The sequence below is a fragment of the Acinetobacter sp. ACIN00229 genome (genome assembly GCF_016106645.1).
Taxonomy (GTDB): Bacteria; Pseudomonadota; Gammaproteobacteria; order Pseudomonadales; family Moraxellaceae; genus Acinetobacter; species Acinetobacter oleivorans.
In genome coordinates, this window is sequence record NZ_JADWOM010000007.1 from 59,770 (window position 1) to 85,918 (window position 26,149).

Below are 26,149 nucleotides of genomic sequence, written 5' to 3' on the forward strand. Positions count from 1 at the left end.
ATATCCAATATGTTTTTCATCATCTAAAATAGGGCCTAATCAAGATGATTTTTATTTTGAACAGAAACCTAGAAATAAAAATCGATAAAAACGACTACACATTTATGAGTTTTTGGAATGATTGAAAGAATATCGCTGAATTCATTAAAATTTTTCTACTTTGTGGCGAAGTATGGCAGCGTCACTTTAGCTGCAAAGAAATTATTTGTGACGCAAAGTGCGGTCAGTAAACAAATTTATAATTTAGAAGAAGCTTTAAATACGACTTTGTTCGACCGAAAAAATAAAACACTTGTGATGACCGAGCAGGGTGAAACTTTATTGAGTTGTTGCCATCAGGTGTTTGGTCAACTCGATGAATGTTTAATAGAGCTAAGCCAGCCTAAAACTCACAACAAGCAACTGGTTTTGTCGTGCGAACCCACTCTTTCCATGAAGTGGCTCATTCCGCGTTTATCAAAATTTAAAAAGCTCGGTCATGATTTTGAGGTTGTGCTGCTCACAGCAGGTGGGGTGGTCGATTTTGAAAAAGATAATATTGATATCGCGATTCGTAGAAATGATTTTGATTGGGGAGAGCATATCTATAGTGAAAAGATTGCCGATGAATATATCGCTCTAGTTCAAGCAACCAAGCCATCGGAAACAACCGACGTACTGATCTCGACCTCTAGACCCAATTTTTTCACAAGCATTAGTCGCATTGTTGAATTAAAGCAGAGTTTAAAAGGCTACACCAAAGTTGAACTCGAACATTTTTATCTATGTTTAGAAGGCTGTTTGGCAGGACTTGGCGCAACAATCATCTCAATTTATATGATTGAAAAAGAACTTGAGTGGAACTTACTGAAAAAAATTTCACCTGTTGTACAAGATAATTCAGCCTATTTTTTACTTTCTCATAGTGCTTTTGAGGAAGATTCACGTAAAACCATATTTTTAGAATGGCTAAAAGCAGAGATGAATGAGAGTCAGCATAAATTACTTTAGATCTAGCCATTCTCTCTAAATTTTTATGGATTAACATATTGAAAATAATAATAAATATTTGAATTTTTAAAGGTGGTTTGTGAGCGCCGTATAATGAATTTCTGCTGTCTAAAATTCCCAAAGATGAAAAATATTTAGCTTCATACTTCTTTATTAAACCCTAAACATGAATTTCACTCAGTTTTGAATGAGACTAAATCATTTTTATTCATGTTGTGATTGCGGTATAAATCTATTCACGCTCTGAAGCGTTCCAGTCATTCACTTTTGATAAGACCTTAAGGCACAAATCTGACAAGGCTGGAAAGTTTAAAAAGAGCTCGAAATATTTTTAGGTTTATCTCAGAAATTAGGGTACTGATCAAAATGAGTAAAGAATTTACATTTACGATTAAGAGTATTTGTTTCGATGAAAACTATCGTCCAGCAGACAATACGCGTATTACAACCAACTTTGCTAACTTAGCGAGAGGGATGAGCCGTGAAGAGAATCTGCGCAACACCTTACAGATGATCGACAATCGTTTTAATGCCTTAGCTCATTGGGACAACCCTAAAGGTGACCGCTACGGCGTTGAACTTGAAATCATTTCAGTTGAAATGAACATTGATGCCGAAAATCGTACTAGCGGGCTTCCTTTAATCGAAATATTGAAAACCAATATTGTTGATAAGAAAACTAATGAGCGCATCGAAGGTATTGTAGGTAACAACTTCTCGTCTTATGTACGTGACTATGACTTTAGTGTGCTGTTGTTAGATCACAACAAAAACAAGTCTACTTTCAGTACTCCAGAGAAGTTTGGTGAATTGCACGGTAACTTATTTAAGAGCTTTATTAACTCTGAAACTTACAAAGCCAACTTTAAAAAAGCACCTGTGATTTGCTTAAGCGTTTCAACCACTAAAGAGTACCACCGTACTGAAAATGAACATCCTGTTTTGGGTGTGGAATACAAGCAAGAAGACTATTCACTCACTGATGAATATTTCCAAAAAATGGGCTTAAAAGTTCGCTATTTCATGCCGAAAAACAGTGCTGCACCTTTGGCGTTCTATTTTACTGGTGATTTGCTGAGTGATTACACCAACCTTGAGTTGATCAGCACCATCAGCACCATGGAATCGTTCCAAAAGATTTACCGCCCTGAAATTTACAACGCAAATTCAGTTGCTGGACAGTCTTATCAGCCAAGCTTAAAGAACCAAGATTACTCACTTACTCGAATTGTGTATGACCGTGAAGAACGTAGCCGCCTCGCTATTGAGCAAGGGAAGTTTGTTGAAGAGCAATTTATCAAACCATACCAAGCGATTCTTGAGCAGTGGTCTGCTAATTACGCTCTTAACTAATCAACATATAGGTCATTGATCATGAAAAAATTACTACCGACTTCAACTGCTGGCAGCTTACCTAAACCATCTTGGCTTGCAGAACCTGAAAAGCTTTGGTCGCCTTGGAAACTCGAAAACGAAGGTCTGCTTGAAGGTAAAAAAGACGCGTTACGTTTAGCGTTGCACGAACAGCGCCTTGCTGGCATCGACATTGTGAGCGATGGTGAACAAACCCGCCAACACTTTGTGACTACGTTTATTGAACACTTAAATGGCGTAGATTTTGAGAAGCGCGAAACAGTTCGAATTCGTGACCGTTACGATGCAAGCGTGCCGTCTGTAGTGGGTGCGGTGTCTCGTCAAAAGCCTGTGTTTGTTGAAGACGCTAAGTTTTTACGTCAGCAAACTGATCAACCAATTAAGTGGGCATTACCTGGCCCAATGACCATGATCGATACGCTTTACGATGGTCACTACAAGAGCCGTGAAAAACTTGCTTGGGAATTCGCAAAAATTTTGAACCAAGAAGCGCGTGAGTTAGAAGCTGCTGGTGTAGACATCATTCAGTTTGACGAACCTGCATTTAACGTCTTCTTTGATGAAGTAAATGATTGGGGCGTTGCGACTTTAGAGCGTGCAATTGAAGGTCTTAAGTGTGAAACTGCGGTCCACATTTGCTATGGTTACGGCATTAAAGCTAACACTGACTGGAAAAAGACATTAGGTTCAGAATGGCGCCAGTACGAAGAAGCTTTCCCGAAACTGCAAAAATCTAACATCGATATTATCTCGTTAGAATGTCACAACTCACATGTGCCTATCGATTTACTCGAACTCATTCGCGGTAAAAAAGTGATGGTCGGTGCAATTGATGTTGCATCTAATCAAATTGAAACACCAGAAGAAGTGGCAAACACACTTCGTAAAGCGCTTCAGTTTGTAGATGCTGACAAGCTTTACCCTTGCACAAACTGCGGTATGGCACCTCTTTCTCGTGAAGTGGCACGTGGCAAGCTAAATGCCTTAACTGCAGGTGCAGAAATCGTTCGCAGAGAACTTACTGGTTTTGATCTTACTGCTTAATATTTACCAATAAGTGGTATAAAGGGTTACTTTTTTGATGGCAGTTGATAATCAAACAAGTAACCCTCATTTTACTTACTACATGTAGTTCTAATCAGGACTCATGTCGATAAAGTACCTTCCTGATGGAGTTGGGCGGTATAGCAAACACTCAGGACAAGGTACGATTCAATTTAGGAATAATGTCATGGTTCAAGCAACAGACTTTAGAAATGCAATGTCTTTACTCACAAGTGCGGTTAGTGTTGTGACTACGGCAGGCATGTCTGGCCGTTTTGGATTTACTGCCTCTGCTGTTTGTAGTGTGACTGACACACCTCCGACATTATTGGTGTGTATGAACCAATCTGCGAGTTCACATGCACATTTCCTAGATAATAAAATCTTAACTGTGAATGTTTTAGGCGCACACCACGAACATATTTCAAAAGCATTTTCATCTAAGCTCACGCCAGAAGAACGCTTTAAACATGGTGAATGGATTGAGTTAGAAACAGGTTCACCTGTGTTAGATGATGCGTTGGTCAGTTTCGATTGTGAGATTGAACAAATTCAACAAGTCGGCACACATACCATTCTTATTTGTCCGATTGTTGCGATTAAACAAAGCCAGCATGACCAAAGTTTGGTTTATTTTAATCGTGCTTATCACCAAGTGGGGCAGACGGAAATTGTCTAAACCGACTTTCCGCTGTGCACTCACACATTAAAAGTTAAAAGATAGAAATGAATAAGCATGGATCGCTTAATTTAAAAAATACAATTAAATATAATATCTAAAATAATAATTAAGTTAATCTAATGAAAAATAATAATAAATTTAAATACTTGTCATAAAAGCTACATTGACACCTATCAACTCTCGAATTATGCTTTGCGTGCTGGCCTACATTGCCAGCTGGCTTTGACAGGCCAGAACCTAAGTACATTGAAAAAACTTGTTTTTTTAATGTAGACTCGTTCGTCCCCCTTTTTTTGTTGCGGTAGGACGGAAGGGGGACACCCTCGGGTGTGCTGATTCTTAGGTTCAGTCTGTCAACCCTCTTTCGTTCTGCCACCATTATTTGACAGTAATGCGGTAGGACTTCTTTTACCTAAGGAGTCGCTCATGCGCAACATTTCTATTTTATTGGCAACCATTGCCAAGCCTTTTATTCCAATATCCTTTAGCTCATCTTTAAAACTATTTAATTGAAAATACATTTTAAAGCTTTAGCTCGTCACGACTAAAAACTTATATCAACAATAAAACTTGAGATGTGCCAAGCACCGTCTTACGGCTTTGCTGTGCCTTTTTTTCTCCCAGAAAGGGCACAGGCTTTTTATCTCAGCGAGACATAACAACTTATTTTTATAATGGTAAAACTATGCCACCTTTAGAAACGGCTTCAAAAAAATTAAAAGTTATTCATAGCGCAGTAGATCTATTTAACATCTATGGATTTCACAACACGGGCGTAGACTTAATTGCCAAAGAAACTAAAATTCCCAAAGCCACGCTTTATAACTACTTTCACTCGAAAGAAAAGCTCGTTGAAACCTGCATAAGCTTTCAAAAAAGTAGACTGAAAGAAGAAGTACTCGCAATTGTCTACTCACACCGCTACTCAAAACCAAGCGAGAAACTCAAAGAAATTGTGCGTTTACATGTCGAGGTAAATAGCCTTTACCACCTTTTGTTTAAAGCCATATTTGAAATAAAACAGCTTTACCCCACAGCTTATCGCATGGCGGTTGAATATCGAAAATGGCTAATTCGAGAGCTTTTTGATTTGGTCTTTAGTTTGGAGACCAATGCATTTAATCCCGATGCCAACATGGTTTTAAACCTGATTGATGGCTTGATGCTACAAGTTTTAAGCTCAAACAGTTTGGATGAAAGGGATGTAGTGTTGGAGAAGTTTTGGGGGAGGGGAAATAATAAAATAGTATACGGTGACTATACTTAAGGTTATTCAATAAAATTTTATTTTTATGCTAATATTTACCCGCTAAGGGTTTATAAAATATGTTTATATATTATTTTATATATTAATTTGAGAGTCATTATTTAGGTTGGGATATATCAATAATGAAATTATTTATAAAAATTATTTTATCCTTACTAGCTGTTTTTCTTATTTTATTAGTTGTAACTTCATCTTTTAACCTACAATCAAAAGTTTTTAAATTATTTCATCCTGACTGGATTGAGATAAAAGATTATGAAATTTTAGATTATAACGTTTATTGTAAAAGAAAATATTGGCGACGAGGAATGGATAGAAGTGCTCGTGGAGATATAAGGTATCAATATACATATCAAAATAAAGTTTATAAATCAGAAGAAAAAGATTTTTTGGTTGTATATAGATTGTTTATTTCTGAGAATTGTGATGAGATGAAAGACCAAAATGTATCTATATTTAATGAGATAAAGAAAAAGAATGAAATAAAAGTTTTTATTTCACCAGACACAAAAAAATCGAAAATATTAATAACAAAAAAAGGTTTATCATTTAGAAACTCATGGATGATAAACCTTTTTTTAGAGATTCAGTTAATATTCTTGGTCTTAATTGGATTAATTGTATATTTGATGGTGACTTCTAAAAAGTAAATTACTTAGAACTATTGGAACTGTTCTAAAGCTTCTTTTGCTGGCTCATATCCATTGTCGGCAGATTTTTGGAACCAAAATTTTGCTTTTTCATAATCTGAGTAAACATTAGCATACATATAGGCGAGGTTATTTTGAGCCTCAGGTACGCCTTTTTCTGCTACCTTTGTATATAACTCTAGAGCTTTTTCATTATCTTGTTTAACTAGACTGCCATCAGAATAAATATTTGCTAAATTATATTGAGCTTCAGAAAGATTTTGATCCGCAGCTTTCTTATATAATTCTAGAGCTAAATTAATATCTTTATTTATTCCATTCCCTGAAAGATAAGCATTTGCTAGATTATATTGAGCCTTAGCATATCCTTGATCAGAAGATAATTTATAAAATTCTAAAGCTTTTGATCGATCTTTATTTACATAATAGCCATTATCGTACATCAAACCCAAATTATATTGAGCTTCCGGGAAATTGTTTTTAGCAGCTTTCTCATACCAATAGTAAGCTTTTTCTTCATTTTTCGGGGTACCTATTCCTTTGGAATACATTCCTGCTAAATCATTTTGTGCAATAGGTAAGCCTTTTTCAGCTGCCATTTGGAAATAAGAAAAAGCTTTTTGGTAATCTTTAGGAGCATCTTTACCTAAGAAATATTTACCACCTTGTTCATATAATTGACTTGCTTCATTTTGAGTTCTATTTTGTTGTGGAATCGGTTCTGAGCAGCCTGCACTACCTAATAAAAATATACTTATGAGGCTAGAAATCATTAAATACTTTAAATTCATAATATATCTCTGTGAAATTAATCTGCTCCAACTATATGCCATTCTACCATTGGATCTTTTTTTATAGCCTCTTGTCTCTCTCTCTCAGCCGCTTTTGTCTCTACTTGATCCAATATGTCTACTGCATCGAGAACGCCTTGAGCTGCCTCTATAGCAGTCTTTGTTTTTCCAACCGTATTTCCTAACTCATCTCCTTTCTCTTTTAACAAGTATTTCACACCTATGGCTGCACCAGCACAGGTGAGACCAACAACTGTAGCTTTTCTAGGATCTAACCGTTTTATTGCTACTTTTGCACATTTTCCAGCAGCAGCAAGTCCAGCTACTTCACCCGTTTTTTCTCCAGCTTTAGATAGCACTAATGTAGAAGATTTTGTTGCAAGGGCTTCAGGGTTTCTATCGACAATAGCTAATGCTAACTCTACTCCATCTCCAAAATTACCTGCTTTTGACCCTAATTTATCAATCTTGGTTCCGAATTTTTTAGTATCGAATACTTTTGTATGCTGATTACCTTTAAAAATTCGTCCTGTCTGAGGATTTTCTTTATAAAACCGGAATTCCCTAGCTTTTTCTAACCTTTCTTTACTAAACAAAGGCGTATTTTTTGAGTGGATAAGACCCCATCTAAAATTGTAATTATCTACAACAGAAGTTCCATCTTTTAAATAACCTAATATATCTGAAGATTCTGAGGCTACATTAGCAGCTGTTTCGAGATGTTCTCTAGTAAACACTGAAACCGGCCTACCATTTTGGTTTACTTTCTGTTGTAAATCTTTCTGTTCATTTGCCATCTTTATCACTCGCAATACTTTTTGAATATTCAATTATTTATGATAGTTACTTCTTAAATAATCGCCTTTCTCATCTGTTTCTTGTAATAAATCGATTTCTTTCAAAATTTTAGGGCTTACTAAAATTATCTCTCTTACTAAGTTATTTTCTATTCTTAGTATTGGTTTAAATTCATTGGTAATTAAACTTTTAACGGATAGGATTGGAAAGTCATCTTTAGGACATACAAATACGGCTTCACCATCATTATTTGTTCTACATTCCATAAGAGTTTTATTATTATCATTGCTTAAGTTAAATTCTAAATTTGGTATAGGATCTCCTATAAAATCTAGGAATTTAATATAAGTATTATCCTCAATAGTTCCACCAAAACGGCTAATATAATAGTGCCATTCATCGCCACCAATCAGAACTTTAACTTTTTCGTGTTCATGAGATCTGATGCGTCCAGTCCTACCATACTGGTCAAGGAAGCCAGTTTTTACTTGTCCATTTGAATGTAAAACAGAATATTTAATATTAGATGTTTCCTTAAATAGATTATAAACATCTAATTTATTACTAAAAGGAGATTGAACATTAGGGATTTCTGGCAAAGAAAAATTAGCCTTTTCACCACTTTTAAAAAGGTGTTGTCCAGCTTTCGGCTCAAATTTTCCTGGTGTAATCAGGGTAATACCATCTTTATTAATAATGATTTGAGAACCACCAGCCATTAATAACCTCAATTTTATAAAAATATTCAGAATTTTGCACTGATATAGCCTAAAATAAATGTATATCAAATGTCTCGTTATTTTACGTAAAATATGACTTTCATCTTAGCTATTCAATTAAACGATAGCATTATTGTTGCAGTTGACAATAAAAGAGTAACTGTAAATGAAACCTTAGATGTGGAGCTTTCTACTACACATTACTCGAAGTTATACGCTTGGGAGCAAGGTATTATTACTGGTACTGGCGAATCAAGAGTGGTTCATCAATCAGTTGATATATTTAAAAATATAGCAAAATCTAAATTAATAACTTTACCTGAATGTCTAGATATTTCTAAGAGAATACGTACCTTAGAATTAGGTCAAGACCTTGATCAAGTTCATAATGGAAAACTACTTTGCACTAGTTATAGTCAATCTGGCGCGCAATTATATAAAATTGAAAGATTTGATAAAACATCTCAGCATACACTGAAAAAAGTTTCTCCCATGGAGATTATTATTTGGTTGTTTCACCCAAATGTAGACTTGATTGCAGATAATTTGAAGAGGCTCTATTCTGATCTCAGAGATTATTCTTATTTTTCAAATCAAGTTGATTGGATCAATTATTATATCAATAGGCTTACACCAATTTATCAAAAACAAAGTGAAGTCGATCCATTTATGAGTCAAAGCTTTGATATCTTTTTTCAAACAAAAGATGAGCATTTCTTTGGGCATATTCCTAATACACAAAATATTCCTTTAAGTTTTCAACAAGTTTTTAAAAAGAATAGCTATATTAAATAGATATAAAAAAATCGAAATAAAGCTAGATTTTACGATGGTTATTACCTTAGGCATAGCCATAAAATTACTCGCTTAAAGCATCACTGATTTGATAAAAAGTTACACGTATTTTATAAAGAACTTTCATACTCCACATATCCATCTTCAATTGCAGGAATAATCTCTACAAACTCAAAGTAGGGCACTGTACAAAATTCAGAGTCTCGAATCGCATCAATCACAAAATAATAATCTTGTAGAGATGTCGTCTCAAACACAGCAATATCACTGGCTTTAGTGCTAAATGCTTCAACGTCATACCACCGAACTTTTACAGTCGGGTACTTCTCAAAAATAGGTTCAAGTTTCTGTGCACTAAACTCAGCTCGCTTTTCACGAGCTAAAGCCAACCAAGCAGGCAAAGCTCTTAAATGAATAAAAAAAGTATAGGTTCTAGACATAACCACTCCATGACTGAGCCGAGTTGTAGTTCAACTGAAAAGACAGTATTTGCTTGTCATATCAATATGACTCAGTCAGTATATGAGTGATTACTCACATTAAATACTCGCATTTCGGCTCATGTCAGAAACACTTCCAGACCCACGTAAACGCCCACGTCAAGCACGCTCAGTGGCTACCTTTGAAGCTATTTTAGAGGCGGCTGCTCGCATTTTAGAGTCGTTAGGTTTTGCTGGATTTAACACAAATGCCGTGGCTGAACTTGCTGGCGTAAGCATTGGTAGCCTATATCAATACTTTCCATCTAAAGATGCTTTAATAGTTGAGTTAATTCGACGTGAGCGTATTAAACTCTCAAGTTGTATCGTTGAAGCCATTCAGCAAAATGACGCCGCAGACCTAAAAGAAAAATTAAAACTCATCATACACGCTGCGGTGCAACATCAATTGAGCCGTTCGCAGTTGGCACGAACTCTAGAGTTTGCTTCTGAAATCATTGGTAAAGACACTGAGGAAAATGAGCTTGAACATGAACTTGAAACCATAATTTCTGATCTGTTTATACGCTCAGGTATTTCACATGCGCAAACAGCTGCACAAGATGTAATTGCTTTAAGCAAGGGAATGATTAACGCGGCAGGCATCGCCGGGGAAAGTGATTTAAATGATTTACAGCAGCGAGTTGAAAAGGCTGTATTTGGTTATTTGAATCTATATTAAAGATTATTAATTTTGCTATAAAATAGCTTTTTTTATTTTATTAAATAATTATATTTTTTATTGGGGAATTTATGAAAGATGAAATTATGAGTAAAGGAGATGTAAGGGCATTTACCTCAATTTTCTTAGGTTTGACGGGGTACTCTATTTTTATGTTTTATCTACTTGCTAAAAGAAGTAAAGGAGTAAATTACTTTGATGATTTATACTCAGTTAATAGTTTTGTAGTTTACTTTCTAGTTTTTTTGCTATTTATCTTAGAAAGACAAGTAAAAAAGTATGTAAAACAAGAAAAAATATGGATTGTAAATTTTCTTGTATGTGTCGGTACTTTTAGTACAGGTATTTTATTGGCCTCTGGCTTTTTTACTATTGTTTTATAATTAAATTAAGAAGTTGGTTGTTATTAATTTTAATATAAAGTGGAATTTATGTTTTTGGGGAATTTATGAAAGATGAAATTATGAGTAAAGCAGAGGTAAGTGCATTTACTTCGCTTTTTTTAGGTTTAGTAGGTTACTCTATTTTTATGTTTTATCTCCTTGCTAAAAGAAGTAAAGGAATAAATTACTTTGATGATTTATCTTCTTTTAATTATAACGTTTCATATTTAATTTGTTTTCTCATTTTTATATTTAGCAAAGTTTTTAAGGAAAATAAGTATATAGCTAATTTTATGCCACTTTTAATAGGGATTCTTTTATCTGTGATGTTCTTTATTGTTGTTTTATAGTGGGGGATAGATGTGATTTATGAACTTAAAATGTGGATCTCTGCTGAGGTGGTTGATCCATTTTTTTCATTATATTCGTATGTTTATAAAAATTTTGTTCTTGTCCTTACCTTAAGTTTTTTTCTGATCGTACTACTTTGTGCTCTTAACCCAAGTATAGTTTTCACTCCTAAAAAAGAGGGTTTTGTTGTTTATGAACCTGAATTTCAAATTAAACATGGGCGTATGACATCACTGATAATAAAAAGGAGAAATAAAAAATTTTTAATTAATTGTGCATATTTTAAAAATGAGAATGGTTCATTCTGTGAATTATATAGACCTAGAAAATTGCTTAAATTAGAAGGAAGTTTTTTCCCTTATCCTTCAATATTTCTTGATGGTAACAAAATTGTAGCTAGTAGTGTTCGCTTTGAAGATGAAAAAGGTAGTGTAATTAATTTTTCAACAAGTGAAGAAAAAATTGCTTCTTGGTGGAATTGGGTTATGTTCCCCACCTTATTGATGAGATATTTAATTTTAATCTGGCTAGTGGTGGTCGTTTTAATATTACTTTTAAAAGCTTTTAAATATCAGAATAAAAGCTAATTCTTATCACAACAGATATTCTTGTAGTTCTTTTTCAATTGTTTCGCTAATCAACGTTGAATAGTCACTATCCTTCGTATCTAAATGACGCATTAGCCACACATCTTGTTTTAAAGTTTGCTTAGGTAGTATGGGTGCTAAACCAGAAGCCTGTGCAACAAAACAAGGCAGAGCTGTAATTCCTTGTCCTTCAATGACTGCTCGTAGTTGCGAGTACATGTTATCAAAAGACAAAGCAGGGGCTGCATCTTGGGTGAGTTCACACATCCATTGTGCTAAGAACGTATATTGAAGGCTTCTGTCCCAACCGATTATACGATGATTCAGTAAATCATCAGCCGTTTCAGCATGCTCTGTGAAACTGGCAAAATAATCTTTACTACAATAAAGACCATATTCTAGTTGGCCAAGGCGTCGAATAATGTAACGCCCGCTTTCTGGGCGAACAAGTCGAAGAATAATGTCAGCTTCCCGTCGGGAAAAATCAACAGGAACGACACTCGTTGAGATTTCTAATTGTAAATCTGGATGCTTCAATTGCAACGCTGTTAGCTTTGATTGAAGCAACTGCTGCCCAATTAACTCAGGTAAAGCAATGCGGAACAATGATTGTTGACCTTGATCATTGTAACGTTCCATCGCTATTAAATGCTCTTCAGCTTTTTCAGCCAAAGCAAAAAAATGTTTTCCAACGTGGGTGAGTGTATAGCCATCATTGTCTCGGGAAAAAAGAACCGCATTGAGGCTTTTCTCCAGTTGAACGGCTCTGCGATGTACGGTAGAAACACTAATACCAAGCAATTTTGCACTGCGGCTCAACCCGCCAGTTCGCCCAATAGCTAACAAAATTTTAGTATCGTCCCAGTTCATACCTTTCCATATTTAGAAAATGTGTTTGCAATAAAAACTATAGTATCCCCGATGTTTAGATTTATACAATTCAAACAATCACTATAAGGCCTCAAAAAATCATTATATGAGACGACTATAAACTTTTTAGAGAGGTGATATGTCTTACTGCAATTAAATAAGATTTTCTGGTTATGGCAGGAGCTATTTCTGAGATCACAATATTAACAACAGAGGAGTTCTGCCATGACGACCATTTATGTGGTTGATGCGTTTACCACTAAACCAAATACAGGAAATCGAGCAGGGGTTGTTCTAGAAGCTGACCATCTTACAACTCAAGAGATGCAAGATATTGCTGCATTCGCAGGGTATTCAGAAACTGCCTTTGTTTTGTCACCTAAAGATCAAAGCCATGACATACATGTTCGATATTTTACCCCTACAAATGAAGTCCCGATCTGTGGACATGCGACGATCGCTACTCATTTTTTACGAGCAACTACAGGCCACCAATCGGACTATCCATTAATCGCAAAAACAGGGGCAGGTCATTTACCTGTTTCAATATTTGGAAGTCCAGAAGCGTTATTGGTGAAAATGAATCAAGGTCGCGTAGAGTTTTTACCACCTTTTAATGCAAGTCAACGGAGTGAACTTGCAAGCGCACTGGGTATGAGTGAAAGTGATTTTGCTGACTTGCCAATACAAGTTGTCACGACGGGGCATTCCAAGGTGATGGTGCCCATGCTGAGTAGAAGTACACTTGATGGATTAACTCCGAACAATGAAAAATTGAAAGCTATTAGTGCTGAAATAGGCTGCAATGGCTTTTTCTCATTTGTCTTGGAAGGTAGTAAGCAAGAACCTATTACTTATGGTCGAATGTTCGCACCCGCGATCGGTATTAATGAAGATCCTGTAACTGGTAATGCAAATGGTCCAGCAGGAGCGTACCTTGTTCATCACGATTTAATCGAATGTGACCAGAAAGTAACTTATTGGGGATATCAAGGTCTCGCAATAAAAAAACCGGGGCGAGTTCTAGTAACAGTTGAGAAAACAGATTCAATATTACATGTTAGCATTGCAGGCCAAGCCGTTTTAGTTGGTTCAGTTTTGTACTCTGGAAAAGATTGATTATATTCAAGAAATTATGCCTTCTTGCAAGTAATGAAGAGGTCATTTTTTATGGCTTTGAGTTACTTTAAAAAGTAATACTTAAACCTACCAGCTTAACGCACCACCAGTTTAGTAGTCTGTTGCTGCATTTTAATTAATATTGAATTTAATTATGGTTTTATTAGTTTTTCTAATTAATTGCAGGTGTGATACTCATTTAACTAAAATAAATAATGATTATTTAGCAGAAGTAATACAATTGTAGTATTTCGTATTGCCATACCCATTACTATGATTAAGAAATATAATTTTAATTAATATAGATAACATTTAAAAATGCTAGACAAAATTAAATGCGACGCCTTTTCGGCCGTTGTTGAAACAGGAAGTTTCGAAAAAGCTGGTAAAAAATTATGTGTATCTCAATCAGCAATTTCTCAAAGAGTTCGATTATTAGAGGAGCGATTAGGGAATGTATTATTAGTTAGAGAAAGACCATGTAAACCAACACCATTTGGAGCTGAGTTATTTGCTTATCTTCAGCGAGCATCTTTATTAGAGAATGTTTTTTTAAAATCGGTCATCAACAATAAATTTAAACCATTACCCATTGCTGCGAGTATAGGTACATTTGAGTCATTGCTTTTCCCTATATTAGCCAAGTACTGTCTTTCTGAGGCTATTACAATAGATGTAAAGATTGATACGCTTTGTAATACCTTCGAACTCTTAAAAAGAGGAGAAGTTCAGGCCTGCATTACTTCCGAGTCTGAGATAATTAGAGGGTGTACAAGTGTACATTTAGGTAATATGGTTTATTGTCTGGTTGCCTCAGAGAATTTTATTAATAAATGGTTTAAAAATGGAATTAATAGAGAGAGTCTTCGTTTAGCTCCTTTAGTTTTATTTAATGAAAATGAAAGAATATATTTCGATTTTTTAGAATCTAACTTCGGACTAAAAAAAACAATGATTCCCTTTCATATTATTCCTTCGACTGACTCTTATATTTCTGGACTTGCCTGTGATATGGGCTACGGAATAATGCCTATATGCAAGATAAATCAGGATTTATCGAAACAGGGCATAAAGGAAATTTCAAAAGAATATAGAATTAAGATTCCATTATACTGGCATCAGCTTTCTTATCTTTCTCCAGCAGTTTTAATAATGAATGATATTATTATTAAGCACTCAACAACAATCTTGGCTACCGTAGGGAATGAAGATGCTTAAGCATGAGGGTCAAAGTCCAATCGAGATATACAATTCCATGATTGATAATGGTGTTGTTCTTGCAGATCCATCTCAGCGACAAGCTATTGAAACATTAGATGAGATTTGGAATAAACTTGAAACCCAGTCTAATCATTTCTTTAGTCCCCAGATTAAAGGTCTATATATGTGGGGGAGTGTAGGAACAGGTAAGACATGGATTATGGACTTATTCTATAACTCTCTTAATTTTAAAAAGAAAATGAGAGTGCATTTTCATCATTTCCTAAAAGATGTTCATAAACAACTTATTGGCTATAGTGGAAATAAAGATCCTTTAAAACTGATCGCTAATGACATCGCAAGCAAGTATAAACTGATTTGCTTCGATGAGTTTTTTGTTTCAAATGTTGCCGACGCAATGATACTTTCAAATCTATTTAATCTACTATTTTCAAAGAAAGTGATATTGGTTGCTACCTCGAATATTGATCCTAAAGATCTTTATAAAGATGGCTTAAATCGCGATAGATTTTTAGAGACCATAGATCATATCAATAAGAATTGCACAGTTTTGAAGATCGGTAATCAACTAGATTATAGAACCATAAAAGAAAGCAACTCCAATGATGATTTCTATAGATTTCCATTAAATGAAGAATCAGAACAATGGCTTCATTCGGTTTACCAGCAACTTACCAATAACCAGAAAGAACTCAAGACGAGCATCATAATTAATCATAGATCAGTAGATGTTAAATCTTGTCATAAGAACGTGATTTGGTTCGACTTTGAAGCCATTTGCCGAGAAGCCAGAAGCCCAGCTGATTATATTGAGATAGCAACGCAATATGACTATGTGCTTATCAGTGGAATTGGTGATTTAACAGATAGAATTTATGATACCGTGAGACGTTTTATTTATTTGATTGATGAGCTTTATGATCAAAAAATCAAACTCTACTTTGTTGCCTCACAGCCATTAAATCAGTTATATAAAGGTGAGAGACTTAAATTTGAATTTCAAAGAACTTATTCACGATTACAGGAAATGCAAAGCATAAGTTATAACAAGGAACTTCAAGAGCTTGCTTGAATATATGACTATGCTTTGCATGACTAACACGCAGTGGGATTAAGCAAAAAAGTACGATTTATCTGGAAATTTTGACTTATACCCATTCTGCAAAAATACTTCTAATGCTTGAATAATGTCTGCTTGTTCCTCGGTACTAATTTCCTTTTTTCTATTGTTTTGAAAGTCTTCAATAATATATTGAATGTCAGCGTTATAGTCTTTAATAAAAATATCTGAACTCAGTCGAGTTTTAGGTTCGATATTGGCAAGTAGGGGTTCTATTTCTTCAATATTTTTAAAAAATTCAATACTAAATTCTCCAATTTGAAGAATGATATAGCGGCTTTCAACCTCAATATCTTTATTTGCAAATCTGTGTCTAACATTTGGTGGAATTTGAAAAAAGTCACCCTGATTAACAATATATTTCTGCTTCAAATCTGGTAACTCAACCTGAATAGCACCTTTTGAGCAGTACACAAGATCGGGGATATGAGTATGCCTATGAAATGGAAACAGGCTATCTTTTAAATTGCATAGCACTATCCTAATATCACGGTCATAACAAAACTGATGCATTTCCATTGATCATTTCCTAGTCCGATTAACTAATTTTATAAAGTTGTTCTGGAGTAAATATTGGTTCACTGAGATGCTTTTGAAGCAATTCAACCCAATCAGTCGAGACAGAATCAGCTGCATCAACAATTGCTTTGGAAAAGTTACGTTCATTCTGCCAGTATCGGGTAAGCACACCAAAAGAGTAAAAATACTCCGAGGGCTTTATGGATCCTCTACGGTTTTCCATGAGTTTGTAGGTCTCGAAACCATCCAGCATCAATCCCCCAGTGTTATATTCATCTTCCATATTCGGGACAATATTCTTTTGCTCTAACAATGATTTAACCAATACTGAAGGATGCCTATAGATATCAAAGTCTTGACTGATCGTATTCACTACAAGATCAAAATCAAATGAATACCCCAGATGATCAGTGAGCTGTACACGGCTATCCATTATCTTTAGAGGTTTGCTGTTATAGCCAAGCTTAATTGATTGGAGTAGACCAGCTTCAAAGAGGCATTTCAGCTTTTGTGCATTTTCCAGTGGGATTGGTACGGCAAGACGAATGAATAAATGATCAAACTCTTGGTCGTAGCGTTTTTTATCATGACTACTTAAATAACGGTAAAACTTCATTCTTCGTACTTTGAGAATGATCATATTAATTAAGTCATTAAGCTCTTGGTGCTCCAGATCATATTTCAACTTTTCATAAGCATTTGCAAATTTCAAGTTACACAAATCATTGAATGACACTTCACCATTCGTTGCATTTTTAAGCTCAAGGTCAAGCAGATGAAGAATATCATCTAGTGATAAAACCTGATTTAAGTGCTGCTGCAACTCAGGGAAAGATTCATGAGTGAAATACTTAAAGTCATAGTTAGGCTTATTGCCTCGTACCGCTGGAAAGTATCCCGAACGACTAACAACATAGGCTTTGAAGTTTTCATCTGTCACGGCCTTCTGATAGCTTGAGAAGGCTCCGTTTTCAGTTGCAAACGATCCTTCGCTAAATAGAGTGATGACGGTATCAACACCACTAGGGCCCATACCGCGAACAAGAACATTTGGCTTATGATCTTGTCTAATAATGTCATTAAGTCTCATTAAGACTTTTTGAAAAGGGTAGGGTTTTACGAATAAACTCTGTTCAGAGTCTAAACGACTTGCAGTCCAGTGCCCGATAGTCAGCAACAGCTTAGAAAACCCTTTTAATTCAATTGTTCGATTTAAGTTTTGATTCTTAATAACTAAATTATAACCGCCTTTAGCCTCGTAGCCATCGATAGCTTCATAGCCATTGTAAACTTCAACTTTTATACGATTTAATTTGGCTAATTCTAGGTATTTTTTGAATCTATCATTCAGATAGATACCAAACAAAGCTCTAGGGTAAAAAGCGTTAGGATCGGGGAAGACTTGCGATTCACCAGCCAAAGATTTCTTATAAACTAGGTGGGGGTAATGAGTCATCAGATGGTTTTTATTTTCTGCCATCCAATCCACAAAGTCGTTATCCCAAAGCGACATTGAATGGGCAGGGTTATTACACAAATGACCAGCCAATAATTCGTCTTTGTCGTATGGATTCCCATGTCCAAGAGATTCACGCATTTCAACAAGAGTAATAGAGCATGACTTATGATTAATCTCTTGATTTAGTAATTTTTTTACAAAGCTGATGAAGGTACACGTACCTGAGAATCCCATTCCAATGATACAGAACTTTTTCAAAGTAATATCGTCCATAAAAATGTAAATTCAGGAAGTTAAAAATTAACTTCCTGAATAATATGAGTTAGTTCAATTTCTGAAGGGCTTCTTTAATACGTGCTGCGGCTGCCTTTAGAGTCACTGGATCACGTCCACAATTCATGCGAATGTAATGTCGGAGGCTATCGATGTTTTCACCAAAATGCATGCCTCCAATAGAAGCAACTTTTGCTGTTTCCAAAAGATATTGATCGGCTGAATCAAATCCTAGCTTTTGGATTTTGTCGCCATACTTTGACAAGTCCAAGAATAAGAAAAATCCACCTTCAGGCTCAGTCACTTCTAAACCAGTGCAGCTTTTCAAGTCTTCAATGAATGTCTGCATGTTCTGTCTGGCAACTACCGCACGTTTCTTTGCAACGTCATCCATGTATTCTTGCATTGCTTCATGTGTCGCAATTTGGGCATAAGTCGAAGCAAATGAGTTTAAATTCACCTGTACTTTTTCCATAACTTTAATCAGTTTATCCGAAGCACAAATATATCCAGATCGGTCGCCGTGCATTCCATAGGTTTTACCGGGACCAGTGATATAAATGGTGTAGTCCCACATAGAGTGTGTCTGGGCCTTAAACTGCTGCGTAATATTTGAAATGTTTGCAGGCTTAGTATTCAAAATATGTGATTCATACGGACAATCAAAAAGCACATAGATTGGACTTAGACCTTTTGATAAACGTTCGGCATTGGTAGTTAAAATCACTTTCGAAATCGACTCTAAGTCATCACGAGTATAAATTTTGCCAGAAGGGTTTAGACAGTCACCAAGAATGATAATTTTGGTCTTATCTGTAATGGTCTTTTCTAATTCAACTACATCAATCGCTTGGTTATAAAAGTCTTTGACATAGATTGGTTTAGCTTTACCTAAGTGTAATTCAATCATGTCTGCGTAATGGGGCCAGTTTGGTACTGGGTAAATAACCTCATCGTCTGGATTTAGAAGTGTATGGAATACGACGGTGATAGCGCCCTTAATACCTCCAGGAGTCACCATGATTTCAGTATCTGGGTTGAAGCTGATGTCTCGTAAACGCTTCACACGCTCAGCAATAGACTTTCGTAAGAAAGGAAAGCCTTTAACTGGGGCAAACTCATGGATAATTGCAGCATTATTCGAGATATAACTCTTAACTGCATTATCAATGCCGCTATTAGTCTTTTCATCCAATGTACCAATACTTAAATCAATGACCTGATCATCTGCATTAGATTTTTGATTTAATTCTAAAATTTTCGCCTTAGTTCCGTGTGTAATTGATTCACGTAAATTCAAGGCTGCTTGTGAAATACCTAAGTTTTGCATTATTAGATCTCAAAATCCGTTTTTAATTAAAGTGATACAGCTTGATTAAACATTGCATTCCACATCTTAAGCTGGGCTTTCAATGTTTCATTTGCACCAAACTTAATCTCATCAAGGTCTTCTTGGTTATTACAGTTATTATGGACACACTGTTTAGCATCTTGAGCATGACGATCTTCGACACCATTTTCGATATGGGCGTTAAAATAGACCTCAACTTTCTTAATGAATTCATTTGGATCAAGGTTTTTGTTATTGAATCGGAATGCTTCGCGGAATACGGTAAGCATCTTATCAGCATGGTTTTCTAGGGCCATGACTGCCCCCAACATGCGAGGATAACTGCCTGTAATCAAACCTTGGATAGTATCTCGATACTGTAATGTCTCTGCGATGATTCGATCACTATTCTTAGCTTGCTGAACCTTCATCTCTGGAAGATTGTATTCTGTAGCGCCAAATACATTGAGTGCATTCTCCATAAAGATTTCATGGCACTTGGCCTTTTCACCCATACCTGTTTCTTCACTTAAGATGTGGGTGAATAAGACTAGGGTGTCCATATCATTTTCAAAAGCAGATCGTGAACATACATGAGCAATCCCTTTTACTGTCAGCTCTGTACGATAGAAGAAGTTGTCACGAAATAAGATATATGATTCTGGCGTCCAAGACGTAGAAGTTAAATGCTTGAAATAATTGTTTTGGAAAATTTCATGATCATCCATTTTAGTAATGAATTCATCTAACTCAGCACTGATAGTTCCTTTACAATCAACATTTCCATTGATGATTACTTTAGAGTTCATTCTTGAATTATCCTTTTATAATAAAAATTATTTTTACAGCGAAATTTTTATAACAAAGAAATAATCAAAAAAAATGAGTATTAAATATTTTAATGTTTGATAAAATTATCTAATATTTATGTGATGATTTATATTTTCGTGTAGTTTGACTTGGTTAAAAATCAAAAATGGAATTTTAAATGTATCTTTTAGAATATTTTTCAGTGCTGCAACTTTCGATAATGTTGATAACAATAGTTTTTTCTTATATTATTTTTGGAATGGTGGGTTTTGGAACTGCGTTAATTGCGAGCCCTGTATTACTTAACTTTTTACCTCTCTCTCAAATTATTCCACTTTTAGCCTTACTAGATATGTTCGCTGCCATTTCGAATGTCATTAAAGATGGTAAGAAGGCAGACTTTTCTGAATTAAAATTTCTAATCCCACTTATGTTTGTCGGTAGTTTTCTTGGCTTTATACTACTGATGAGAGTGAATGCAAGTTACGCACTTCTAGCATTTGGCATATTTACTCTTTTATATGCTATTTACTCATTAAGTGGCTTTAAGCCACAGAAAAAACTAGAGAAAAAATTTGTTTTCCCTTTTGGGTTATCTGGTGGTTTCTTAGGAGCAATGTTTGGTAGTGGTGGGTTTTTATATGCGATTTACCTCAATGGACGAATCGAAACCCCAGAAAAAATCCGTGTCACTCAAACTACATTAATTGGGTGTAGTACGGTTTTTCGAGTCATTCTATTTACTACAGCGGGTGTGTACTTTTCGGATAACTTATTTTCACTTGCGCTTCTGTTTATTCCATCCATGTTGATAGGTGCATTCATTGGCAAGCGAATTACACTCAAATTGTCTAAACAACAATTCTTGAAGATTATTAATGTCATTGTACTGCTATCTGGAATCTCGATTATTGTTAAATACGCTTTAATAATATAGATTTATTATTAGTAGTACTTAAGATAATTGATTTAGATATTAATAATTTTAATTTTATTCTATTTGTTTTAATAACGAAGGGTAAGATAAATATATTGCTTTGTAGGAAATATTAATTAATACCTTGATGCCTATAGGGAAATAAAACCAATTAATAAATACCCAGTTATAATTGGTTTTAATGGCGTGATAGTGGGTTCTGACAAAACTAACTATAGACGCAGTAAATATTGCATTAAGCTCATTTAAAATTAATTTAAGTGAAAAAGTCACAAGAGATAAGTATAGGGGTAGTCAATTTAGCAAGATTGCTAAAGATTGATACATACCTGAACGTGATGTGCGTGAGATACGGCAGGGGATAGCCAATAAAAAAACCGCTATAGATAGCGGTTTTTTATTTAGCAGATGCTTAAACTTACCAGCTTAACGCACCACCAGTTTGGTAGTCAGTTACGCGAGTTTCAAAGAAGTTCTTCTCTTTACGTAAGTCCATCATCTCAGACATCCACGCAAATGGATTCGTTACACCAGCAAATTGCTCTGGTAAACCTAACTGAGATAAACGGCGGTTACAGATGAATTTCAAATATTCTTCCATCATGCTTGCGTTCATACCCAATACACCACGTGGCATTGTGTCACGCGCATATTCGATTTCAAGCATTGTGCCTTCAACAATCATTTGAACCACTTCTTGTTGGAACTCAGCGCTCCAAAGGTGAGGGTTCTCAATCTTGATTTGGTTAATCATGTCGATACCAAAGTTCAAGTGCATAGACTCATCACGCAAGATGTATTGGAATTGCTCAGCAACACCGTTCATCTTGTTACGACGACCCATACTCAAAATTTGAGTAAAGCCACAGTAGAAGAAGATCCCTTCAAGAACACAGTAGAATGCAATCAGGTTACGAAGTAAACGCTGGTCGTTTTCAGGTGTGCCTGTGTGGAAATTAGGGTCAGTTAAAGATTGAGTATATTTCAATCCCCACGCTGCTTTACGCGCAACAGATGGAACTTCACGGTACATGTTGAAGACTTCGCCTTCATCCATACCTAAAGATTCGATACAGTATTGGTAAGCGTGAGTGTGAATTGCTTCTTCAAATGCTTGACGCAAAATGTACTGACGGCATTCAGGGTTAGTAATGTGGCGGTAAATTGCCAATACTAAGTTGTTTGCAACCAAAGAGTCCGCAGTCGAGAAGAAACCTAAAGAACGCATAACAATCGTACGCTCATCTTCAGTTAAGCCGTTTTCAGACTTCCAAAGCGCGATGTCTAGGTTCATGTTTACTTCTTGCGGCATCCAGTGGTTTGCACACCCGTCAAGATACTTCTGCCAAGCCCACTCATATTTAAATGGAACAAGCTGGTTCAAGTCTGCACGACAGTTAATCATTGCTTTGTCGTCAACTTGAACACGTTGCGCGCCCATTTCTAGCTCTTCAAGGCCAGGGGCAACGTCTAAGTGTTCTAAGGCTGCAGAGGCTCTAGCCACCGTATCGGAGGCAACTGTTGGTCGCACGGAATGGGTTCCAGCGGATTGTGGAGCTGCCACGCTCTGCGATGATGACTGCGCAGCAGATACATTCTGCGAATCAGACGTTTTTTCCGGTTGGATGGGCGCAGACTTGTGTTCAGGTGCAGCCGGTTTTTGCGAATCATCTTCAAAATCGTCCCAACTAAGGATAGACATTTTTGTTCTCTCTTCGTTGTGTATATCTATATTTGACATCTCTTAAACGAAGATGTCCCTACTATACGCTTTTAATGTGTAAACAAAATTAAGTTTTATTGATGCATGACCAAATTTTGGGCCTCTGGTCTCTACTCACTACAACTTATTTTGCTTACGCTGTTGCTTACGTATTGTGAAAAATGCGTAAATCAGCGGTATATAAAAGAAAAGAAAGGCAAAGATTAAAACTCCAACACCAAGCATATAGTTATGGCTGAGATGAAAAAGCATAATCTTTACCTCTTAAAATTGCTCTTTAGTGAAAAAGAGCAATTTTATTGAATGTTATTGGCAAGCTTCACAATCTGGGTTGTCGATTGAACAAGCCATTGGAACTGGAGCTGCTTGAGTAAAACCATCTTCTTCAACAGCTTCTGGTTTTTTCGCTTCTACAACAGGGGCAGCAACTGCCGCTGCTTCAACAGTCGCAGGTTTAACTGCGTTTAAAGCACCTGTGTTGATTGTAGATTTTTCAGCAGAAGTTGCGCCTAAAGCTCGGAGGTAATAAGTCGTCTTAAGACCACGTAACCATGCCATCTTGTAAGTGATGTCAAGTTTCTTACCATTTGCACCAGAGATGTAAAGGTTAAGAGACTGAGCTTGATCAATCCACTTTTGACGGCGTGATGCAGCATCAACGATCCAACGTGTATCTACTTCAAACGCAGTAGCAAAGATTGCTTTTAATTCTTCAGGAATACGAGCAATTTTTTGTACTGAACCTTCAAAGTGTTTAAGGTCGTTAACCATTACTGTGTCCCAAAGACCACGGTCTTTCAATGCACGAACAAGGTAAGGGTTAATAACAGTGAACTCACCAGACAGGTTAGATTTCACATATAAGTTCTGGAATGTTGGCTCAATAGACTGAGAAACACCACAAATGTTAGAGATGGTTGCAGTAGGAGCAATCGCCATCACGTTTGAGTTACGCATACCGTCTTTTTGAACTTTGGCACGTAAAGTGTCCCAGTCTAAACGTTGAGTACGGTCAACTTCGAACATGCGTTCTGGACGAGATTTTGCAACAATTTCTAAAGAGTCGATTGGAAGGATACCTTGATCCCACAATGAACCTTTGAATGTTGAGTAAGAACCACGTTCAACAGCTAAGTTGCTTGAAGTTTCAATCGCGTAGTAGCTAATCACTTCCATTGATTCATCAGCAAAATCAATAGCAGCGTCTGAACCGTAAGCGATGTTCATTTCATATAGAGCATCTTGGAAGCCCATGATACCCATACCCACTGGGCGGTGTTTCAAGTTCGAGTTTTTCGCTTGTGGTACAGCGTAGTAGTTAATGTCGATAACGTTATCGAGCATGCGTACTGCTGTTTTAATTGTACGAGCTAACTTCTCACGGTCTAACACACCACCTTGAACGTGTTGTACAAGGTTGATTGAGCCCAAGTTACATACTGCGATTTCGTCTTGATTTGTATTCAAGGTAATTTCAGTACATAAGTTAGATGAGTGAACTACACCAACATGTTGTTGTGGTGAACGTAAGTTACATACATCTTTGAACGTAATCCACGGGTGACCAGTTTCGAACAACATAGAAAGCATTTTGCGCCATAAGTCTTTAGCACGTACTTTCTTGTGTAGCATGTTGGTTTCTTTCGCTACAGACTCATAGTAAGCATAACGCTCAGCAAATTCAGCACCAGTTAAGTCGTGCAAGTCTGGAGTTTCAGAAGGGGTAAATAGTGTCCATTCGCCATCTTCAAATACACGTTGCATAAACAAGTCTGGAACCCAGTTTGCAGTGTTCATGTCGTGTGTACGGCGACGGTCATCACCAGTGTTTTTACGAAGTTCTAAAAACTCTTCGATGTCTAAGTGCCAAGTTTCTAAGTATGCACACACGGCACCTTTACGCTTACCACCTTGGTTTACTGCAACAGCTGTATCGTTCGCAACTTTCAAGAATGGAACCACACCCTGAGACTTACCGTTTGTACCCTTAATGTAAGAGTTCAATGCACGTACAGGTGTCCAGTCATTCCCTAAACCACCAGCCCATTTAGAAAGCATAGCGTTGTCACGCATTGCGCCATAAATGTCGTAAAGGTCATCGCCAATTGTTGTTAAGTAACAACTAGAAAGCTGTGGACGTAATGTACCTGAGTTAAACAGGGTAGGCGTAGACGCCATGTAGTCGAAGCTAGACAATAAGTTATAGAACTCGATTGCACGTTCTTCTTTATCTTGCTCATTTAACGCAAGACCCATCGACACACGCATAAAGAATAATTGTGGTAATTCGAAGCGAACGCCATTTGAGTGAATAAAGTAACGGTCAAATAAAGTCTGTAAACCTAAGTAGGTAAATTGATTCGAGCGTTCTGGTTGAATTGCTGCTGCCAATTTCTCTAAATCGAAATCAAGTAAATCTGGTGAAAGCAAGTCAAGCTCTACACCTTTTTTCAAAAAGGCTTCAAGTGCATTGTTTTCAGGAGTATCTGTAGGTAAGCCTAAGAACGCTAAACCTGTGCTCACTAATTCACTAGAAAGCAAACGTGCAGTTACGTAAGTATAGTTTGGTTCTTGTTCAATACGAGTACGTGTTGCCATCATCATTGTAGTGGCAATATCACTTTCTTTTACGCCGTTATATAAGTTCTTAACGGTTTCATCAACAATAGCCTGAACGTCAATACCTTCCAAACCTTCAGCTGCTTTCGCTACAGTTGCTTGTAATGCACTTAAATCAAGTGGCTGAAGCTGACCGTTAGCATCGGTAACTTGTAACGTAGGATGGTGGTTTGAGTTCGTTTGCTGACGAGCAGTAGTACGTTGTTCGCGGTAAATCACGTAAGCGCGGGCAACTTTCTGTTCTCCGGTACGCATTAAAGCAAGTTCAACCTGATCTTGAATTTCTTCAATATGGATCGTACCGCCTGATGGTAAACGACGAGTGAAAGTATTTAATACCATTTCCGTCAGTTGGGTAATACGGTCGTGAATACGGCTTGAATCCGAACTCTGTTGACCTTCCACAGCAAGAAAAGCTTTACCAATCGCAACAGAAATTTTCTCTGCATCAAATGCAGCAACATCTCCAGTGCGTTTGATCACCTGAATTTGACCGGGAGTCGAAGTAATTACGCTCATGCCAGCATAGCTCCATTGTCACTTTTGTTATGTTTATA

The 26,149-nt window shown here is 36.3% G+C and carries 28 protein-coding genes; 15 read left to right on the plus strand and 13 right to left on the minus strand.

From position 1 onward, the window contains the following. The first annotated feature begins 117 nt into the window (after positions 1-117). The 4 genes from I7H67_RS08095 (at position 118) to I7H67_RS08110 (ending at position 4,087) form a co-directional block, all read left to right on the plus strand. Positions 118-990, plus strand: a complete 873-nt coding sequence (locus I7H67_RS08095) for a LysR family transcriptional regulator (RefSeq protein ID WP_198307548.1) — start codon at positions 118-120, stop codon at positions 988-990. 366 nt (positions 991-1,356) lie between these two features. Beyond that, positions 1,357-2,343 carry a DUF1852 domain-containing protein gene (locus tag I7H67_RS08100; protein ID WP_151767449.1) on the plus strand — a complete coding sequence of 329 codons (987 nt, stop codon included), beginning with the start codon at positions 1,357-1,359 and terminating at the stop codon, positions 2,341-2,343. A gap of 21 nt (positions 2,344-2,364) precedes the next feature. After that, entirely contained in the window at positions 2,365-3,408 is a 1,044-nt protein-coding gene (locus tag I7H67_RS08105; RefSeq protein WP_004703605.1) for a methionine synthase, read from the plus strand. Between the two features lie 187 nt (positions 3,409-3,595). Further along, the gene (locus I7H67_RS08110; RefSeq protein WP_004794389.1) at positions 3,596-4,087 is read left to right on the plus strand and encodes a flavin reductase; all 492 of its coding nucleotides are present in this window, start codon (positions 3,596-3,598) and stop codon (positions 4,085-4,087) included. Positions 4,088-4,443: 356 nt separating this feature from the next. On the opposite strand, the gene I7H67_RS08115 is transcribed toward I7H67_RS08110, so the two are convergent. Then, positions 4,444-4,611: a hypothetical protein gene (locus tag I7H67_RS08115; RefSeq protein WP_198307549.1), complete on the minus strand. Its 168-nt coding sequence runs from the start codon at positions 4,609-4,611 to the stop codon at positions 4,444-4,446. A 164-nt stretch (positions 4,612-4,775) separates the two neighbouring features. Between I7H67_RS08115 and I7H67_RS08120 the strand changes: the two genes are divergently transcribed. Then, a complete protein-coding gene (locus I7H67_RS08120; protein WP_198307550.1) occupies positions 4,776-5,357 on the plus strand; it encodes a TetR/AcrR family transcriptional regulator in 582 nt (193 codons plus the stop codon). Positions 5,358-5,479: 122 nt separating this feature from the next. After that, positions 5,480-6,007: a hypothetical protein gene (locus I7H67_RS08125; RefSeq protein ID WP_013198864.1), complete on the plus strand. Its 528-nt coding sequence runs from the start codon at positions 5,480-5,482 to the stop codon at positions 6,005-6,007. Between the two features lie 11 nt (positions 6,008-6,018). Here the strand turns inward: I7H67_RS08125 and I7H67_RS08130 are convergent, their stop codons facing one another. The 3 genes from I7H67_RS08130 to I7H67_RS08140 are packed head-to-tail and all read right to left on the minus strand — an operon-like array spanning position 6,019 to position 8,315. Next, complete coding sequence (locus I7H67_RS08130; protein ID WP_198307551.1) at positions 6,019-6,798, minus strand: tetratricopeptide repeat protein; 780 nt, start codon at positions 6,796-6,798, stop codon at positions 6,019-6,021. 17 nt (positions 6,799-6,815) lie between these two features. After that, a complete protein-coding gene (locus tag I7H67_RS08135) occupies positions 6,816-7,595 on the minus strand; it encodes a hypothetical protein (RefSeq protein WP_198307552.1) in 780 nt (259 codons plus the stop codon). A gap of 33 nt (positions 7,596-7,628) precedes the next feature. Next, entirely contained in the window at positions 7,629-8,315 is a 687-nt protein-coding gene (locus I7H67_RS08140) for a type IV secretion protein Rhs (RefSeq protein WP_198307553.1), read from the minus strand. A 93-nt stretch (positions 8,316-8,408) separates the two neighbouring features. Between I7H67_RS08140 and I7H67_RS08145 the strand changes: the two genes are divergently transcribed. After that, positions 8,409-9,110 (plus strand): hypothetical protein, encoded by a 702-nt coding sequence (locus I7H67_RS08145; protein WP_198307554.1) that lies wholly within the window; start codon positions 8,409-8,411, stop codon positions 9,108-9,110. Positions 9,111-9,220: 110 nt separating this feature from the next. Here I7H67_RS08145 and I7H67_RS08150 read toward each other — a convergent pair whose 3' ends face one another. Further along, positions 9,221-9,550 carry a darcynin family protein gene (locus I7H67_RS08150; RefSeq protein ID WP_002050365.1) on the minus strand — a complete coding sequence of 110 codons (330 nt, stop codon included), beginning with the start codon at positions 9,548-9,550 and terminating at the stop codon, positions 9,221-9,223. Positions 9,551-9,671: 121 nt separating this feature from the next. Here I7H67_RS08150 and I7H67_RS08155 point away from each other — a divergent pair, with 121 nt between their 5' ends. From I7H67_RS08155 to I7H67_RS08170, 4 genes are all read left to right on the plus strand, one after another. Beyond that, the gene (locus I7H67_RS08155) at positions 9,672-10,271 is read left to right on the plus strand and encodes a TetR/AcrR family transcriptional regulator (protein WP_151989078.1); all 600 of its coding nucleotides are present in this window, start codon (positions 9,672-9,674) and stop codon (positions 10,269-10,271) included. Positions 10,272-10,342: 71 nt separating this feature from the next. Beyond that, on the plus strand, positions 10,343-10,654 hold the full coding sequence (locus tag I7H67_RS08160; RefSeq protein ID WP_198307555.1) for a hypothetical protein: 312 nt from the start codon (positions 10,343-10,345) through the stop codon (positions 10,652-10,654). A gap of 65 nt (positions 10,655-10,719) precedes the next feature. Beyond that, positions 10,720-11,004 carry a hypothetical protein gene (locus I7H67_RS08165; RefSeq protein WP_080026378.1) on the plus strand — a complete coding sequence of 95 codons (285 nt, stop codon included), beginning with the start codon at positions 10,720-10,722 and terminating at the stop codon, positions 11,002-11,004. Between the two features lie 12 nt (positions 11,005-11,016). After that, positions 11,017-11,592 (plus strand): hypothetical protein, encoded by a 576-nt coding sequence (locus I7H67_RS08170; RefSeq protein WP_198307556.1) that lies wholly within the window; start codon positions 11,017-11,019, stop codon positions 11,590-11,592. 6 nt (positions 11,593-11,598) lie between these two features. On the opposite strand, the gene I7H67_RS08175 is transcribed toward I7H67_RS08170, so the two are convergent. Further along, entirely contained in the window at positions 11,599-12,462 is an 864-nt protein-coding gene (locus I7H67_RS08175; protein WP_198307557.1) for a LysR family transcriptional regulator, read from the minus strand. Between the two features lie 225 nt (positions 12,463-12,687). On the opposite strand from I7H67_RS08175, the gene I7H67_RS08180 reads away from it, so the two are divergent. The 3 genes from I7H67_RS08180 (at position 12,688) to zapE (ending at position 15,874) form a co-directional block, all read left to right on the plus strand. After that, a complete protein-coding gene (locus I7H67_RS08180; protein WP_198307558.1) occupies positions 12,688-13,581 on the plus strand; it encodes a PhzF family isomerase in 894 nt (297 codons plus the stop codon). Between the two features lie 318 nt (positions 13,582-13,899). Further along, entirely contained in the window at positions 13,900-14,799 is a 900-nt protein-coding gene (locus tag I7H67_RS08185) for an ArgP/LysG family DNA-binding transcriptional regulator (protein ID WP_198307559.1), read from the plus strand. Next, entirely contained in the window at positions 14,792-15,874 is a 1,083-nt protein-coding gene (gene zapE / locus I7H67_RS08190; RefSeq protein ID WP_198307560.1) for a cell division protein ZapE, read from the plus strand. The genes I7H67_RS08185 and zapE overlap by 8 nt, the downstream gene beginning before the upstream one ends. Before the next feature lie 39 nt (positions 15,875-15,913). On the opposite strand, the gene I7H67_RS08195 is transcribed toward zapE, so the two are convergent. From I7H67_RS08195 to I7H67_RS08210, 4 genes are read right to left on the minus strand one after another with little or no spacing between them, the layout of a single operon-like run. Then, the gene (locus I7H67_RS08195; RefSeq protein ID WP_198307561.1) at positions 15,914-16,441 is read right to left on the minus strand and encodes a cupin domain-containing protein; all 528 of its coding nucleotides are present in this window, start codon (positions 16,439-16,441) and stop codon (positions 15,914-15,916) included. A gap of 19 nt (positions 16,442-16,460) precedes the next feature. Further along, a complete protein-coding gene (locus I7H67_RS08200) occupies positions 16,461-18,173 on the minus strand; it encodes an FAD/NAD(P)-binding protein (RefSeq protein ID WP_198307562.1) in 1,713 nt (570 codons plus the stop codon). A gap of 49 nt (positions 18,174-18,222) precedes the next feature. Beyond that, on the minus strand, positions 18,223-19,503 hold the full coding sequence (locus I7H67_RS08205; RefSeq protein WP_198307563.1) for a pyridoxal phosphate-dependent aminotransferase: 1,281 nt from the start codon (positions 19,501-19,503) through the stop codon (positions 18,223-18,225). Between the two features lie 26 nt (positions 19,504-19,529). Continuing rightward, entirely contained in the window at positions 19,530-20,312 is a 783-nt protein-coding gene (locus tag I7H67_RS08210; protein ID WP_198307564.1) for an iron-containing redox enzyme family protein, read from the minus strand. A gap of 221 nt (positions 20,313-20,533) precedes the next feature. Between I7H67_RS08210 and I7H67_RS08215 the strand changes: the two genes are divergently transcribed. Then, positions 20,534-21,250, plus strand: coding sequence for a sulfite exporter TauE/SafE family protein (locus tag I7H67_RS08215; protein ID WP_265091385.1), 717 nt, complete (start codon positions 20,534-20,536; stop codon positions 21,248-21,250). Positions 21,251-21,668: 418 nt separating this feature from the next. On the opposite strand, the gene I7H67_RS08220 is transcribed toward I7H67_RS08215, so the two are convergent. The 3 genes from I7H67_RS08220 to I7H67_RS08230 form a co-directional block, all read right to left on the minus strand. Then, positions 21,669-22,952 (minus strand): ribonucleotide-diphosphate reductase subunit beta, encoded by a 1,284-nt coding sequence (locus I7H67_RS08220; RefSeq protein WP_005302967.1) that lies wholly within the window; start codon positions 22,950-22,952, stop codon positions 21,669-21,671. Between the two features lie 138 nt (positions 22,953-23,090). Next, positions 23,091-23,225 carry a preprotein translocase subunit YajC gene (locus tag I7H67_RS08225; protein ID WP_081399196.1) on the minus strand — a complete coding sequence of 45 codons (135 nt, stop codon included), beginning with the start codon at positions 23,223-23,225 and terminating at the stop codon, positions 23,091-23,093. 54 nt (positions 23,226-23,279) lie between these two features. Continuing rightward, positions 23,280-26,111 (minus strand): ribonucleoside-diphosphate reductase subunit alpha, encoded by a 2,832-nt coding sequence (locus tag I7H67_RS08230; protein WP_004794340.1) that lies wholly within the window; start codon positions 26,109-26,111, stop codon positions 23,280-23,282. Positions 26,112-26,149 lie beyond the last annotated feature (38 nt).